Source organism: Lentzea sp. NPDC042327, assembly GCF_040647275.1.
Classification (GTDB): domain Bacteria; phylum Actinomycetota; class Actinomycetes; order Mycobacteriales; family Pseudonocardiaceae; genus Lentzea.
Window position 1 is genome coordinate 470175 of the sequence record NZ_JBEZBX010000005.1, and the last position, 14909, is coordinate 485083.

14 protein-coding genes are annotated in these 14909 nt (G+C 70.8%); 3 read left to right on the top strand and 11 right to left on the bottom strand.

The genetic code is table 11. The features are described 5' to 3' along the window. Positions 1-36: 36 nt before the first annotated feature. The 6 genes from alc to AB0A63_RS16050 all read right to left on the bottom strand — a co-directional run bounded on the left by alc (position 37) and on the right by AB0A63_RS16050 (position 6707). Positions 37-1029, bottom strand: a complete 993-nt coding sequence (alc, locus tag AB0A63_RS16025; RefSeq protein WP_360391023.1) for an allantoicase — start codon at positions 1027-1029, stop codon at positions 37-39. Further along, positions 1026-2315 carry an allantoinase AllB gene (allB, locus tag AB0A63_RS16030; protein ID WP_360391026.1) on the bottom strand — a complete coding sequence of 430 codons (1290 nt, stop codon included), beginning with the start codon at positions 2313-2315 and terminating at the stop codon, positions 1026-1028. Before allB ends, alc begins: the two co-directional genes overlap by 4 nt. Before the next feature lie 5 nt (positions 2316-2320). Next, complete coding sequence (locus AB0A63_RS16035) at positions 2321-3307, bottom strand: glycerate kinase (RefSeq protein ID WP_360391499.1); 987 nt, start codon at positions 3305-3307, stop codon at positions 2321-2323. Positions 3308-3402: 95 nt separating this feature from the next. Next, a complete protein-coding gene (gcl, locus tag AB0A63_RS16040) occupies positions 3403-5103 on the bottom strand; it encodes a glyoxylate carboligase (protein WP_360391028.1) in 1701 nt (566 codons plus the stop codon). A 3-nt stretch (positions 5104-5106) separates the two neighbouring features. Then, the gene (locus tag AB0A63_RS16045; protein WP_360391031.1) at positions 5107-5964 is read right to left on the bottom strand and encodes an NAD(P)-binding domain-containing protein; all 858 of its coding nucleotides are present in this window, start codon (positions 5962-5964) and stop codon (positions 5107-5109) included. Next, positions 5961-6707 (bottom strand): TIM barrel protein, encoded by a 747-nt coding sequence (locus AB0A63_RS16050; RefSeq protein ID WP_360391034.1) that lies wholly within the window; start codon positions 6705-6707, stop codon positions 5961-5963. Before AB0A63_RS16050 ends, AB0A63_RS16045 begins: the two co-directional genes overlap by 4 nt. Positions 6708-6829: 122 nt before the next feature. Here AB0A63_RS16050 and uraD point away from each other — a divergent pair, with 122 nt between their 5' ends. Together uraD and pucL are read left to right on the top strand one after the other, a co-directional pair. Continuing rightward, positions 6830-7312 (top strand): 2-oxo-4-hydroxy-4-carboxy-5-ureidoimidazoline decarboxylase, encoded by a 483-nt coding sequence (uraD, locus tag AB0A63_RS16055; RefSeq protein WP_360391037.1) that lies wholly within the window; start codon positions 6830-6832, stop codon positions 7310-7312. 5 nt (positions 7313-7317) lie between these two features. Next, entirely contained in the window at positions 7318-8196 is an 879-nt protein-coding gene (pucL, locus tag AB0A63_RS16060) for a factor-independent urate hydroxylase (RefSeq protein WP_360391040.1), read from the top strand. Here the strand turns inward: pucL and AB0A63_RS16065 are convergent. The 4 genes from AB0A63_RS16065 to aceB all read right to left on the bottom strand — a co-directional run bounded on the left by AB0A63_RS16065 (position 8123) and on the right by aceB (position 12632). Then, a complete protein-coding gene (locus AB0A63_RS16065) occupies positions 8123-9406 on the bottom strand; it encodes an FAD-dependent monooxygenase (protein WP_360391042.1) in 1284 nt (427 codons plus the stop codon). The genes pucL and AB0A63_RS16065 overlap by 74 nt on opposite strands. Positions 9407-9436: 30 nt before the next feature. Beyond that, complete coding sequence (locus AB0A63_RS16070) at positions 9437-9904, bottom strand: Imm1 family immunity protein (RefSeq protein WP_360391044.1); 468 nt, start codon at positions 9902-9904, stop codon at positions 9437-9439. Between the two features lie 74 nt (positions 9905-9978). After that, the gene (locus AB0A63_RS16075; protein WP_360391047.1) at positions 9979-11148 is read right to left on the bottom strand and encodes an aldolase; all 1170 of its coding nucleotides are present in this window, start codon (positions 11146-11148) and stop codon (positions 9979-9981) included. Next, complete coding sequence (aceB, locus tag AB0A63_RS16080) at positions 11148-12632, bottom strand: malate synthase A (RefSeq protein WP_360391050.1); 1485 nt, start codon at positions 12630-12632, stop codon at positions 11148-11150. Before aceB ends, AB0A63_RS16075 begins: the two co-directional genes overlap by 1 nt. A gap of 76 nt (positions 12633-12708) precedes the next feature. Between aceB and AB0A63_RS16085 the strand changes: the two genes are divergently transcribed. Continuing rightward, the gene (locus tag AB0A63_RS16085; RefSeq protein WP_360391053.1) at positions 12709-13455 is read left to right on the top strand and encodes an IclR family transcriptional regulator; all 747 of its coding nucleotides are present in this window, start codon (positions 12709-12711) and stop codon (positions 13453-13455) included. Between the two features lie 6 nt (positions 13456-13461). Here the strand turns inward: AB0A63_RS16085 and ftsY are convergent, their stop codons facing one another. Next, complete coding sequence (gene ftsY, locus AB0A63_RS16090; RefSeq protein WP_360391056.1) at positions 13462-14850, bottom strand: signal recognition particle-docking protein FtsY; 1389 nt, start codon at positions 14848-14850, stop codon at positions 13462-13464. Between the last annotated feature and the right edge of the window lie 59 nt (positions 14851-14909).

Genomic DNA, 14909 nt, shown 5'->3' on the forward strand with positions numbered 1-14909 from the left:
ATGGGGGCGAATCAGACCGTAGTCGGACAACCACCCTCAGTTGGTCGTTTCAGACCACACCGTCCGCAGGTGAGCTAGGCCGTCACTCGTAGGGGTACCGAGCAGACGGAGCCTTGCCATCCCGCCGTCGGGGTGGATGTCGAGCCGCGCGTGGGTCACCTCCGGGGCGTCCACGAGGAACCGGTGCCGGGTGTCGGGTTGCAGCCGGGTCAGCGGCAGCACGTCGAACCACGCGCCCGGGTCCCGGCGCGCGTCGCAGCCGCTGACCGACGCCCAGCCCGGCGCGTTGCCCTTGAAGTGGCTGGTGTCGAGCTCGACCAGCCGCACCACGCCGGCCGCCGCGAGCTGCACGGACACCCAGTCGTTGCCGTCGTCGCGGCGGCGCGCGGTCTCCCAGCCCTCGCCCATCACCGTCGCCTGACCGGGGGCGATGAGGTTGTTGGGCGAGCTGTAGAACATGTTGCTGCACCCCACGACGACCGCGCCGTTCTCCAGTGCCGCCAGGTCAACGCCGCCGACGAGCAGGCGCGGGTCGGCGACCGGCTGACCGTGCACGCGCAACCGGGCGACTCCGCCGTCCGGGTCGATGGTGAGGCGGACGTGCGTGACGCGGCGGTGCTCGGTGACGTCGAAGAAGTGCTTCTCGTCGCCCTGGAGCGGCGAGCGTCCGACCAGCGGGAACCACCCGGTGATCTCGTCGGCCGCCGGGTAGCCGTCGACCTGGGCGCCCTCGACCCAGCAGAACGGCGGGTAGTTGCCCTTGAAGAACGCCGTGTCGACGACGATCCCGCGCACCACGCCGGGCATGCCGAGCCGGACCACGGCCTGGTCGACACCGGGCTCCCGGCGGCGCCGGGTCTCCCAGCCGTCGTAGATCTGGCCTTTGTGGCCGAAGGTGTAGACCTGGTAGACCGGCTCGGCGGGCTTGACCAGGTTCTCCCGCTCTGCGAACAGCTCGTCGTTCGCCCACACCACACCGCCGCCGACCGCGCGCGAGGCGAGATCGGGCAGCCGGGTCCACTCCGTCATGCTTCTCCTCTGCGTAGCAGCTTGCCGGGGATCGTGCCGGTCTCCTTGCCGCGCAACCACGTCTGCCGCACCACGCCGTGCAGCTCGCGCCCGTGGTAGGGCGTGACGGGGTTGCGGTGGTGCAGCGCGTTCCGGTCCACCACGAACGTCTGGTCCGGTGCGAACACCACGAGGTCCGCGTCCTTGCCGACCTCGACGGCGCCCTTGGTCGTGAGCCCGGCCTGCCGCGCCGGGTGCGCCGCCATCCAGCGCACGACGTCGGTGAGCCGGAAACCGCGGTCGCGGGCGCCCGTCCACACCGCCGGCAGGCCGAGCTGCAGCGACGCGATGCCGCCCCACGCCGTGGCGAAGTCGCCGGCCTTCAGCTCGGCGGTGCTCGGCGAGTGGTCGCTCACGACGAGGTCGACCACGCCGTCGCGCAGGCCCTGCCACAACGCCTCGCGGTTGACCTCCTCGCGGATCGGCGGGCAGCACTTGAACTCCGTCTGCCCGTCGCGGATCTCCTCGGCGGTGAACGTGAGGTAGTGCGGGCAGGTCTCCGCGGTGATCGGCAGGCTCTCCCGCTTCGCGGCCCCGAGGATTGCCAACGCGTCCGACGACGACAGGTGCAGGATGTGCGTGCGAGCGCCGGTCTTGCGGGTCAGCTCGACGACGTCGCTGATCGCCTTGTTCTCGGCCTCGCGCGGCCGGGACGCGAGGAACCCCGCGTAGTCCGGCTCGGAGTCGCGGACCGTGTGCGCGTCCTCGGCGTGCACAATGGTCAACGCGTCGAGCGTCGCCAACCGCCGCAACGCCACGTCGAGCTCCGGCACGGTCACCGCGGGGAACTCGTCGACGCCCGAGTGCAGCAGGAAACACTTGAAGCCGAAGACGCCCGCCTCGTGCAACGGCTTCAGGTCGTCGAGGTTGCCGGGGACGATCCCGCCCCAGAAGCCGACGTCCACCGAGACGTTGGCCGCGGCCTTGCGCTTGGTCTCCAGCGCCGCGACGTCGACGGTCGGCGGGATGCTGTTGAGCGGCATGTCGATGATCGTGGTGACGCCACCGGCGGCCGCCGCGCGGGTGGCGGTCTCGAAGCCCTCCCACTCGGTGCGGCCGGGGTCGTTGACGTGCACGTGCGTGTCGACGAGACCGGGCAGCAGCACCTCGTCGTCCGCGAGGCGCACGACGTTCGGCGACTCGATGAACGGTTCGACGGCGACGATCCGGCCGTCGGCGACACCGACGTCGCACGCGATCTCGCCCTGCGGGGTGACCACCCTGCGGGCGCGGAACACCAGGTCCATGTCCCTCACTCTGACACCCAGTCGCGCGCGATGCGACCACCGAGACCCACCAGCAGCTCCTCCGCCCGCGCCAGGCACCGGGTGAGGTCCGGTTCGACGTCCAGCAGCGCGTAGGCGGCCTTCAACCCCAGGTCACCGGGCTCGACCGAGCACTGCCCTGCCACCGCGACCACCGGCACGTCACCGGAGGCCCGCACGACCCCGTACGGCGCCTTCCCGTGCCTGGTCTGGGCGTCCAGCGAGCCCTCGCCGGTGATCACCAGCGACGCGTCCGCGACCGCTCGGGCGAACCCGGCCAGCTCCAGCACCACCTCGATGCCCGGCCGGAACCGGCCGCCCAGGCAGAGCGCCGCGAACCCGATCCCGCCAGCCGCTCCGGCTCCCGGCCGGTCCGCGAGCTCGGGTCCGGTCCGCTGCGCGAACGCCGCCAGCCGTTCTTCGAGGAGCTCCACCTGCTCGGGTGACGCCCCCTTCTGCGGGCCGTAGACGGCGGCCGCACCGGACGGTCCGAGCAGCGGGTTGTCCACGTCCGAAGCGAGCACCAGGTCGACGCCGTCGAACGAGGTGTCCCCGAGCGCTTCGAGCATGCCCGCACCCCCGTCGGTGCAGGCGCTGCCGCCCAGCCCGAGCACGACGGTCGTGCAGCCGACGTCCAGCGCGGCTCTCAGCAGCTCACCGACGCCGTGGCTGGTGGCGTCCAGCGGAGCGGGTTCGGCGAGCAACGCCAGCCCGGCCGCCGAGGCCACCTCCACCACGGCGGTCCGGTCCCGCACCGCGAACGACGCGGGCACCGGCTCGCCGACCGGTCCGGTGACCCAGCGCCCGACCCGGACGAACCCGGCGGCGACGGCCGCGTCGACCGTGCCGTCACCGCCGTCGGCCACCGGCAGACAACGCACGTCCACACCAGGCGCCGCCTCCCTCAGGCCGCGCGCGACGGCGGCGGCAACCCGCGGAGCGGTGAGCGACCCCTTGAACTTGTCCGGCGCAATGAGTACGCGGGGAGCTTTCGTACTCTCCTGGGGTACGAAAGGGCCCCGCGTGTCCCTGAGGGGAACGCGGGACTCCCGCGTGACCTCGAAACCGGTCACGGGAGGGGCTCGTACTCGTGCATCGCGGCGATGGACGTGCCGTTGGCGGTGTTGCCCTCGCGTTCGATCATGATCTCCACGAGCACCGGCCGTGACGTGCGGTCGGCCTCCTTGCGGGCCCACTCCAGCGAGGAGCGGATCTCGCCGGGGTCGGCGACCCGGACGCCGGAGCAGCCGTAGGCCTCCATGATCTTGACGTTGTCCGAGCCCGTGGTGTCGTAGTGGATGTCGACCTCGTACCTCATGTCGTAGCCGCCGTGGTCCTCGGCCACCCGGATCAGGCCCAGGTACTCGTTGTTCAGCATGATCAGCACGAACGGCACGTCGTACTGCGCGCCGACCGCGAGCTCCTCCACGAGGAACTGGAACGAGTAGTCGCCCACGATGCCGACGACCTCGGCATCCGGCCTCGCCTTCTTCACTCCGATGGCCGCCGGGATCTCCCAGCCGAGCGGGCCGGCCTGGCCGCAGACCTGGTAGTGCCGCGGCTTGTGCGCCTTCTGGTGCTGGCCGGACCAGATCTGGTAGAGCCCGATCGCGGTGACGAAGTAGGTGTCCGGGCCGTAGAACTCGTTGATCTCCTTGAACACCCGCGGCGCCTTGACCGGCACGGTGTCGAAGTCCTCGCGCCGCAGCAGCGTCCGCTTGAGCTCCTGGCACCGCTCGACCCAGGCGCCCTTCTCCCGGGGACCGTGCTGCTTCGCCTCGTCCAGCAGGGCCCGCAGGAACAGCTTGGTGTCCGCGACGATCCCGAGGTCCGGCCCGAACACCTTGCCGATCTGGGTCGGCTCGACGTCCACGTGGATGAACCTGCGGTCACCGCGGTAGGTCGCGAGGTCGCCGGTGTGCCGGTCGCCGAACCGCGCGCCCAGCGCCAGCACCAGGTCCGACTCCAGGAACGACGCGTTGCCGTAGCGCTGCGAGGTCTGGATGCCGGTCATGCCCGCGTAGAGCGGGTGGTCCTCGTCGAGCGCGCCCTTGCCCATCAGCGTGGCCTGGACGGGGATCTGCAGGAGCTCGGCCAGTTCCAGCAGCTCAGCGGACGCCTCGCCCAGGACGACACCGCCACCGGCGAGCAGCAGCGGGCGTTCGGCGGCCAGCAGCATCTCCAGCGCGCGCTCGACCCGTGCGGCACTCGGAGCGCTCCGCTGCACCGGCAACGGTTCGTCGATCGTCGAGTCCCACTCGATCTCCTGCTTCTGCACGTCGATCGGCAGGTCGATCAGCACCGGACCCGGACGGCCTGAGCGGGCGATCCGGAACGCCTCGCGGAAGATCCACGGCATCTGCGCGGCTTCCTTGACCTGCACCGCCCACTTCGTGACGGGCGCGGCGATCGAGACGATGTCGACGGCCTGGAAGGCCTCCTGGTGCAGCTTGGAGACCGCGGCCTGGCCGGTGATGCACAGGATCGGCACGGAGTCGGCCTGCGCGGTGTAGAGCCCGGTGATCATGTTCGTGCCGGCCGGGCCCGAGGTGCCGATCGCGACGCCGACGTTGCCGGTCGTGCGCGACCAGCCGTCGGCCATGTGCGTGGCGCCCTCCTCGTGCCGCACGATGAGGTGCTCGATGCCGCCGTCTTCCTCCATCGCCTTGTACAGCGGGAGGATCGCGGCGCCGGGGCAGCCGAACACGACGTCGACGCCCTCGGACCTGAGGACCTCGACGACCGCTTGCATGACGGGGATCTTCGGCATCTGTCAGGCCCTTCCCGCGAAGTTCTCGATGACCTTGAGCAGCGCGGAGTGGTCGAGTGAGCCGTACCCCTGCGCGCGGGCCGCCGCGACCAGTGCGGCGATCTGGTTGGTGACCGGCAGCGCGACGTCGGCGGCCCGTGCCGCGTCCAGTGCGATGCCCATGTCCTTGTGGTGCAGGTCGATCCGGAAGCCGGGCTGGAACTCGCGGGCGATCATCGACTCGCGCTTGAGGTCGAGGATCCGGTTCGCGGCGAGACCGCCGGCGAGCACGTCGAGGCCCGCCTTCGGGTCGACACCGCTCGCCTCCAGCAGCACGATCGACTCGGCGACCAGGGCGTAGATGCCGCCCACCATCAGCTGGTTGGCGGCCTTCACGACCTGCCCGGCGCCGTGCGGCCCGACGTGGACGACCGTCTTGCCGACGACCTCCAGGAACGGCCGCGCGGCCGCGAAGTCCCGCTCCTCACCGCCGACCATGATGCTGAGCGACGCCTGCACCGCGCCGGTCTGACCGCCGGACACGGGCGCGTCGAGCACCCGCACGTGCGCCAGCCTCCGCGCGATGTCGATCGAGGTGGACGGGCGGATCGTGCTCATGTCGACCAGCAACGCGCCGTCGTCGAACGTCACCTCGTCGACGACGGCCTCGACCTGCGGGTGGTTCGGCAGCATCGTGATGACGACCTCAGCGCCGCTCACGGCCTCCTGTGCGGACGACGCGTCCTTGCCGCCGTCCGCGACCAGCTTGTCGAGCGAGGCCGGGCTGAGGTCGAAGCCCGTCACGTCGTGCCCCGCGGCCACCAGGTGGGCCGCCATCGGGCTGCCCATGATGCCGAGGCCGATGAAACCGATCTTCGTCATGCTTGGTCCCTCCACGCGAAGGAGTGGGTGACGGGCTTGTACTCGGCGCCGACGAAGCCGGTGTAGCCGTTGGCGCGGAGCTTCCGCAGGTGCCCGAAGAGGTCGAGCTCACCGGTACCGGGTTCACCGCGTCCGGGAGCGTCGGCGACCTGCACGTGACCGATGCGGTCCACGTGGCCGGCGAGCGCGTCGAGGTCGTCGCCGTTCGTGGCGAGGTGGTAGAGGTCCGCGAGCAGCTTCACGTTGCCGCGGTCGACCTCGTCGATCAGGTCGAACGCCTGCCGGGCGGTCTTGATCGGGTACCGCGGCGCGCCGCTCAGCGGTTCGACCACGACCTGCGCGCCGATCTCCGCCGCGACGTCGGCGGCGAAGCGGTAGTGGGAGATCGTCTGCGCGGTGGTCTCGAAGTTGCCGTGCAGCGCGTTGAGCGTGCGGCAGCCCAGCCGGCCCGCGATGGCCGCGGTGATCTCGACGTTCGCGCGGAACTCCGTCTCGCGGCCCGGCCAGCTCGCCAGTCCCCTGTCCCCCGCGGCCATGTCGCCCGCGTAGAGGTTCAGGCCGACCAGGCGCACCCGCGCGTCCACGATCGCGTTCTCGAACGCCTCGACCTCGCGCGTCTCCGGTACGGCGTCCGCGAACGGCCACCAGATCTCGACCGCGTCGAACCCGGCGGCTCGCGCGGCTGCCGGGCGTTCCAGCAACGGCAGCTCCGTGAAGAGCATGGACAGGTTTGCGTCGAACATCTTCGGCGATTCCTTCCACATGGCGGAAGTTATATTCCGTACAACGGAGACACTAGACATTCCGCGAGCCTCAGGTCAAGAATGTGGAAGTTCAATTCCGCGATGTAGAAACTTGGAGAGCCGTGGAGAGCTTCAACACCGCCCCGGAGTCGGAACTCCGCCCCCTGCTCACCGAGTGCCTCGCGGTACCCCGCTGGGTCGACGCGATCCTGAACGGCCGGCCGTACGCGTCGGTCAATGCGCTCCTCGCGGCTTCTTCGGTTGCCGCACAAGGGCTTTCCGACGAGGAGGTGCTCGGTGCCATCGCCGGGCACCCGCGCATCGGCGAACGACAGCGCGGTGGCGGGGTGTCGGCGAGGTGGTCGCGGTCGGAACAGTCCGGTGTGGACAGCGGTGAGGCTGATCGCCTGGCGGCTGCGAACGCCGCGTACGAAGATCGGTTCGGGCACATCTACCTGGTGTGCGCGACCGGCCTGAGCGGTGCGGAGGTGCTCGACGACCTGTCCTCCCGGATGGACAACCCGCCGGACGTCGAACTCCGCGTCGTCAACGACGAACTCGCGAAGATCGCCGCGCTGCGGCTGCAGAAGCTGATCGGGAGCTGATCGACATGGCCATCGTCCTGGGCCCCAACCAGTACGGCAAGGCGGAGAACCGCCTCGTCACGGTGTCGCGCAACGGTTCGGTGCACACCATCAGGGATCTGACCGTCAGCACCTCGCTGCGCGGCGACCTCGCCGACACGCACCTCACCGGCGACAACGCCAAGGTGCTCGCCACCGACACGCAGAAGAACACCGTCTACGCCTTCGCGAAGGAGGCGCCGGTCGGGGAGGTCGAGGACTTCGCGCTGCGGCTCGGCCGGCACTTCGTCGGCTCGCAGGAACCGATCACCGGTGCGCGGATCCTCGTCGACGAGCACTCGTGGAACCGCATCGACGGGCACGACCACGCGTTCGTGCAGGGCTCGAACGAGAAGCGCACCACGGCCGTGACGATCGAGGGCGCGCAGGCGTGGGTCGTCTCCGGCCTGCGGGACCTGGTGGTGCTGAAGTCGACCGGGTCGGAGTTCCACGGCTACCCGAAGGACCCGTACACCACGTTGAAGGAGACCGACGACCGCATCCTCGCGACGTCGGTGACCGCGCGCTGGCGGTACACCGGCACGGACGTGGACTGGGCGACGTCGTTCACCGAGATCCGCTCGACGATGCTGAGGACGTTCGCGGACAAGCACTCGCTGTCGTTGCAGCAGACCCTCTACGCGATGGGCGAGGCGGTGCTGAACACCCGGCCCGAGGTCGCGGAGGTGCGGCTCTCCATGCCGAACAAGCACCACTTCCCGGTGGACCTCAGCCCGTTCGGCCTGGAGAACGACAACGAGGTCTTCTACGCCGCCGACCGCCCGTACGGCCTCATCGAGGGGTCGGTGCTGCGGGACGACGCCCCCGGCGCCGGTCGAGCCTGGAGTACTTTGCCAGCCTTCTGAACACCACCGGGGTGAACAGGCTCGCGGGCGGCGCGACCATGTGCACGACCCGGAGGAAGCGGCGGAACAGGTCGGGGTCGTGCACGATCCCGGCCTGCCACTTCTTCAGGTACCAGCCGAGCAGGCCGCCGCGCTTGGTCTCCACCCAGCCGCGGTCGGCGTTGCTCGACATCGCCCACGTCCCCCGCGTGGTCCGCGCGACCCGCCGCTGGAAGTCCCGGCAGCCCTTGGCGCTGAAGTCCCCGTGGCTGCGGAACAACAGCGCCTCCATCGCCGCGACGGTGATCCCCTGGCCGTACACGGGGTTGAACGCGCACACCGCGTCGCCCACCGCCACCAGCCCGCCCGGCCACCGCGCGGTGTCCTCGAAGGCGTTGCGGCGGCTGGCCGTGCGGGCGAACAGGTAGACGGGCGTGAGCGGTTCCGCGCCGGCGAGCAGCTCCGTGATGGGCACCCGCAACGAGCCCAGGAACTCCCGGTAGCCCTTGGGGTCGCGCGGCGGGTGGTCACCGGCGGCGCCCTGCGCGGTCACCATGATCCGGCCGCCCTCGACGCGCATCGCCGCGACCCCGCGCCGCAGGTCGGGTGCGGACAGGCTTTCCGCGTACACCACCGGGAAGTCCGCCGGTGCGGTGTAGGTCCGGGTCGCGTACCCGGTGCGGGAGTCGACCACCTCGGGTTCCGGCGTGGTGATCCCCGCGGCGGCGAGCCAGTCCCGCAGCTTCGACGACCGGCCGGACGCGTCGACCACCAGATCGGCGTCCACCCGGCCGGCGCGGGTGAGCACGCCGTCCACGACGCCGTCGCGCATCGACAGCCCGGTGACGTGCACACCGGTCATGAACTGCGCCGTGACCCGGCGGCGGATGCGGGTCTCCAGCAGCGGGCGGCTGAGCGAGAGCAGCGGCATGCCCGTGGGTGCGGCGGCCAGCCAGCCGAGCGGGTTGAGGATTCGCATGTCCCCCGCGTCGGCGAGCTCCGCACCGGCCAGCACCAGCTCCTCGCGCAGACCGGGGAACAGCTCCTCCAGCAGCTCACCGCCGCGCACCAGCAACCCGTGCACGTGCCTGCCCTGCGGCACCCCGGCCCGGTACTCCGGTTCGCCGGACAGCTCGTCGCGTTCCAGGACCACCACGTCGTCGCACGTCTCGGTCAGCACCCTGGCGGCGAGCAAGCCGGCGATTCCCCCACCGATCACCACGGCCTTCATGGAGCCATTGAACCAGCGTTCAGCCGGGCGTCACCGGTTCTCGGACGAGCGCAGCGACATCTGCTGGTCGCGCCAGGAGTGGAACAGGTCGGCCTCGCTGTACCAGTCCACCCCGGTCGGCCGCTTCCCCGTGGTCATGAACTCCACCAGCAGCTGCCGGTACAGGCCGAGCGGAACCCCCACGCCGGGCGGGAAGTCCGTGTACTTCTCGTTCACGTACGGCGCCTCTGGCGAGCCCTTCGGCCAGCCCATGAACTCGTTGTCGACGTAGTACAGGTAGCCCCACCTGCCGCGGACGGCGAGCACGACGTTGTGGTCGGGGTCCCCCTCGGGGGTGAGCGGCCGGCCGAAGTGGTCGAGCGACCCGTCGTTGCACTCCGGCCGCCCCAGCAGCCCGATCAGGGTGTCCACATCCGCTGCGCACGCGACGACCTGGTACCTGTGCTCCGCCGCGTCGAGGTCCGGCAGCCCGGTCCACAGGCCGGCTCGCATGCTCATGGGAGCCACCCTGCACCCATTGCCCACACCCGTCGACACCCGCTGCCAGAACCACCTGAACGGGCGAGCACCGGTCAGTCCGACCGGGCGGCGAGCCCCCGCAGCGCTGTTTCGTCGAGCCCCGTCGCCGCGTGCACCTCGGCCGGGTCGAGCGCCCCGCAGTCCACCGCGCGGAGGAAGAACGCCGACAGCGCCCGAGCGGTCGCGGGTTCGTCCAGCACACCGCCGGCGACGCGCCGCACGTAGTCCTCCAGCCGCCGGGCGTCCGCGGCCAGCCCCTCCCGGTAGAAGGCGTACACGGCCGCGTAGCGCGTGACCAGCTGCGCCGGGTGCAGGTCCCAGCCCTGGTAGAAGCCGTGCTCCAGCGACCGCCTGGTCAGCTCGTAGTGGGTCAGCCAGCCGTGCTGCTTCTGCTCGCCGACCGGCAGCACGTTGGTCGACCCGTCGGACAGCCGCACGCCGGTGCCCGCCGCGGAGACCTGCATGACGTGCCGTGCGAAGTCGCACGCACCGTGCGCCAGGTGTTGTTGCGCCGCCGGCAACCCGCAGTCCGCGGTGTAGTCGTAGGTCCCGAAGTGCAGGCCGCTCACCCGGCCCCGTCCCGCGGCGATGAACCCCGGGATCGCGAGCCGGCCCTGGTCGTCCACGACGGACCGGGCGGTCTCGACCTGGATCTCGAACCGCAGGTCGCCGCCGAAGAGGTCGAGCACGTCCGCGAACACCTCGACCTGCTCGGCGGAGGTGACCTTCGGGAACGTGATCACGAAACCCGGCGGAACCTCTTCCAGCGCGGTCAGGAAGATGTCGAGCGTGCGCAGCCCGCGTTCGCGCGATGCCCTGGTGTCGAAGGACTTGATCCGCACCCCGAACGACGGCGGCGCGGTCCCGTTCTCCAGCCAGCGGGACACGATGTGCGCCGTGCTCTCGGCGTCCATGTCCTCGACGTCGTCCTCGGGCGCGCCGTAGCCGTCCTCGAAGTCGATCCTGAGGTCCTCGACCGGTTCCCGGCGCAGCTTCGCGCGGACCCGGTCGAGCACGCCGTCGGGCAGCTCCGGCAGCAGCTCCTCGTCGATGGACTCCAGTGCCTCGCGGCCCCAGTCGTCGACCGTGGACCCGATGAGGCGGCCGGCGGGCACGTAGCACGTGTGCACGGGCTGACGGCCCACCGGCACCTTGCGCTCCACAGTGGACAACCGCGCCGTGACCCGTGCGACGTCGTCGGGCGACAGGGATGTCTCGTACATCAGATGCGCTCGTAGGCGGGCAGTGTCAGGAAGTCGACGAAGTCGTCGGACAGCGCGACCTGCTCGAACAGCTCGGCCGCCGCGGCGACGTGCTCGCCCTCGACCCCGCCCTTGACCCGGTCCAGCACCTCGCGGACCACGTCGGCGGTCACCGGGGTGCCGTCGTCGAGCACGACGGAGTTGTGGACCCACTGCCAGAGCTGCGACCGGCTGATCTCCGCGGTGGCCGCGTCCTCCATCAGGTTGTGGATCGCCGCCGCGCCGTTGCCGCCCAGCCACGACGCGATGTACCGCACGCCGACGTCCACGGCGCTCTCCAGCCCGGCCCGCGTCGCCGCGCCGCCCGCCGACGTGAAGTCCAGCAGCTGCTCCGCGGTGACGCTGACCTCCGGGCGCTGCTTGTCGACCTGGTTGGGCCGGTCGCCCAGCACCCCGTCGAAGATCTCACGGCAAATCGGCACGAGGTCAGGATGCGCCACCCACGACCCGTCGAAACCATCGTTCGCCTCGCGCGTCTTGTCCTCGCGCACCTTGCGCAGCGCGTTCTCCGTGACCTCCGGGTCGCGCCGGTTGGGGATGAACGCCGCCATGCCACCCATGGCGAACGCACCGCGCTTGTGGCAGGTCTTCACCAGGAGCTCGGTGTACGCGCGCATGAACGGCGCCGTCATCGTGACGCTGTTGCGGTCCGGCAGCACGTAGTCCGCGCCCGCGTCCCGGAAGTACTTGATGACGCTGAACAGGTAGTCCCACCGTCCGGCGTTGAGCCCCGACGCGTGGTCGCGCAGCTCGTAGAGGATCTCCTCCATCTCGAACGCGGCGGGGATCGTCTCGATGAGCACCGTGGCGCGGATCGTGCCGTGCGGGACGCCCAGCAGCTGCTGAGCCGTGGTGAAGACGTCGTTCCACAGCCGCGCTTCGAGGTGCGACTCCATCTTCGGCAGGTAGTAGTAGGGCTTGCCCAGCTCCGCGTTGTGGAAGAAGTGCAGCCCGAAGTCCACGAGCGCGCCGACGGCGTTCTTCCCGCCGAACTGCAGGTTCCGCTCGTCGAGGTGCCACCCGCGCGGCCGCACGACGATCGTGGGGTACGGCCCGCCCTTGAGCCGGTACTCCTTGCCCTCCTGCGAGGTGAACTCGATCGTCTCGCGCGCCGCCTCGTACAGGTTCACCTGCCCCTGCACCACGTTGTCCCAGTGCGGGGTGTTCGCGTCCTCCAGGTCCGCGAGCCACACCTTGGCCCCGGAGTTGAGCGCGTTGATCGTCATCTTGCGCTCGGTGGGCCCGGTGATCTCGACCCGGCGATCCCGCAACGGCTCCGGCGCCGGCGCGACCTGCCACTCGCCCTCGCGGACGTCCCTGGTCTCCTCCAGGAAGCCGAGCGGCCGGCGGTCCTTGCGGCGGGCGAGCAACTCGTCGCGGCGCGCGGCGTGCGCCTCGTGCAGCTTCGCGACGAACTCAAGAGCCTCTGCGGTGAGGACCTGCACCTGGAGCCACCTCTCTCGGTTTTGCTGTGTGGACTATAGTTTCTGCATTGCGGAACGGCAACGGAAGGAGCCGCACGTGTCCACAGGTGGCGTGCAGTCCCTGCAGCGTGCCTTCGACCTGCTCGAACACCTCGCCGACGCCGGCGGTGAGGCGTCGCTGTCCGAGCTGGCCGTGTCCTCCGGCCTGCCGCTGCCGACGATCCACCGTCTCATCCGCACCCTCGTCACGCTCGGCTACGTGCGCCAGAACAGCAACCGCCGCTACACCCTCGGCTCGCGCCTGATCCGCCTCGGCGAGACCGCCTCCCGCCAGTACGGCACCTGGGCCCGCCCGTTCCTCTCGGCCCTGGTCGACTCGGTGGAGGAGACGGCGAACCTCGCCGTGCTGGACGGCGACGAGGTCGTCTACGTGGCGCAGGTGCCGTCGAAGCACTCGATGCGCATGTTCACGGAGGTCGGCAGGAGGCTGCTGCCGCACGGAACGGGCGTGGGCAAGGCGATGCTGTCGCAGCTCCCCCGCGACGACGTGCGCGCGCTGTTGGAACGCACCGGCCTCCCGGCCTACACCCCGAACACGATCACGGACGCCGCGGAGCTGCTGGACTCGCTCGACGAGATCTCCGCGCGGGGGTACGCGCTGGACGAGTCGGAGCAGGAGCTGGGGGTGCGCTGCATCGCGGTGCCGGTGATCGGCGGGCCGACGCTGGCCGCCGTGTCGGTGTCGGGGCCGGAGGGGCGGCTGACGAAGGACGCGGTGAACCGCATCCTGCCGGAGGTGCTGGCGGTGGCGAAGAAGCTGGCGGACCAGACCGCCACCGCCTGAGGGACCTCAGCCCAGCAGCGCGTCCACGAACGCGCCCGGCTCGAACGGGGCCAGGTGGTCCGCGCCTTCCCCGAGCCCGACGAGCTTCACCGGCACGCCCAGCTCCCGCTGCACCTGGAACACGATGCCGCCCTTGGCGGTCCCGTCCAGCTTCGTCAGCACGATCCCGGTGATGGCGACCTGCTCGGCGAACACGCGTGCCTGCGTCAGGCCGTTCTGCCCGGTGGTCGCGTCGAGCACGAGCAGGACCTCGTCGACCACGGCCTGCTTCTCGACGACGCGCTTGACCTTGCCGAGCTCGTCCATCAGGCCCTTCTTGGTGTGCAGGCGGCCCGCGGTGTCGATCAGCACGGTGGACACGCCGGTGTCCACGCCGCGCTTGACCGCCTCGAACGCCACCGAGGCCGGGTCGCCGCCCTCGGGGCCGCGCACGGTCTCCGCGCCGACGCGCTTGCCCCACGTCTCCAGCTGGTCCGCGGCAGCGGCGCGGAACGTGTCCGCGGCACCCAGCAGCACCGTGCGGCCGTCGGCGACCAGCACACGCGCGAGCTTGCCCGTGGTGGTGGTCTTGCCCACGCCGTTGACGCCCACGACGAGCAGCACGGCCGGCTTGCCCGCGTGCGGCAGCGCCTTCAGGGAGCGGTCCATCGACGGGTCCAGCGCCGCGACCAGCACGGAGTGCAGCAGCGCACGTGCCTCGGCCTCGGTGCGCACGCCGGTGGAGGCGATCTTCGTGCGCAGCGTGTCGACGATCTCGGTCGTGGTGGCGGCGCCCAGGTCCGCGATCAGCAGCGTGTCCTCGACGTCCTGCCACGAGTCCTCGTCCAGGTCGCCGGCGCCGAGCAGGCCCAGCAGGGACGAGCCGAAGCCGCTGCGGGACTTCGCGAGCTTGCCGCGCAGGCGCTCCAGGCGCCCGGCGGTCGGCTCGATCTCCTCGATCTCGGAGGCCTCCTCGGGGAGGTCGACCTCGACGAAACCGCGCTTCACCGAGTCGCGCGGCACGGAGGCGTCGTCACCCACACCGGGCTGGCCGTCGACCTCGGTGCGGTCGGCGACCGGGTGGTCGACCGGTGCGACGGGCTCAGGCGCGACGGGCTCGACGGGCTTGGGCGCGACGGGTGGGACGGGCTTGACGGGTGAGACGGGCTTGACGGGCGCGACGGGCTCGGCGACCACCTCCGCCTCGGCGTGGGCGACGGCCTCCGCCTCGGACGCGTCCGGCGCGGCGGGTGCGAGCGAGAAGCCGGACGAGGCCTGGTAGCCGGCCGGGCGCGGCGTCTCCTCCTTCTGGGTCAGGCTGATGCGACGGCGACGCGTCAGCACCACGCCGGTCACCAGCGCGGCGATCAGCACGACCGCGACGACGATGAGGATCAGGATCAGGGAAGACGTCACGGGAGCATCGTTTCACAGCGGTGCATGTGACCTGTCAACGAGATAGTGCTCAATTAGGC

Coding starts and splice junctions, on each gene's coding strand:
- alc (WP_360391023.1), bottom strand. CDS start 1,029: ATGACGGAGTGGACCCGGCTGCCCGATCTCGCCTCGCGCGCGGTCGGC.
- AB0A63_RS16075 (WP_360391047.1), bottom strand. CDS start 11,148: ATGTACGAGACATCCCTGTCGCCCGACGACGTCGCACGGGTCACGGCG.
- AB0A63_RS16070 (WP_360391044.1), bottom strand. CDS start 9,904: ATGAGCATGCGAGCCGGCCTGTGGACCGGGCTGCCGGACCTCGACGCG.
- AB0A63_RS16050 (WP_360391034.1), bottom strand. CDS start 6,707: ATGTTCGACGCAAACCTGTCCATGCTCTTCACGGAGCTGCCGTTGCTG.
- pucL (WP_360391040.1), top strand. CDS start 7,318: ATGGCCATCGTCCTGGGCCCCAACCAGTACGGCAAGGCGGAGAACCGC.
- gcl (WP_360391028.1), bottom strand. CDS start 5,103: ATGCCGAAGATCCCCGTCATGCAAGCGGTCGTCGAGGTCCTCAGGTCC.
- AB0A63_RS16065 (WP_360391042.1), bottom strand. CDS start 9,406: ATGAAGGCCGTGGTGATCGGTGGGGGAATCGCCGGCTTGCTCGCCGCC.
- AB0A63_RS16045 (WP_360391031.1), bottom strand. CDS start 5,964: ATGACGAAGATCGGTTTCATCGGCCTCGGCATCATGGGCAGCCCGATG.
- allB (WP_360391026.1), bottom strand. CDS start 2,315: ATGGACCTGGTGTTCCGCGCCCGCAGGGTGGTCACCCCGCAGGGCGAG.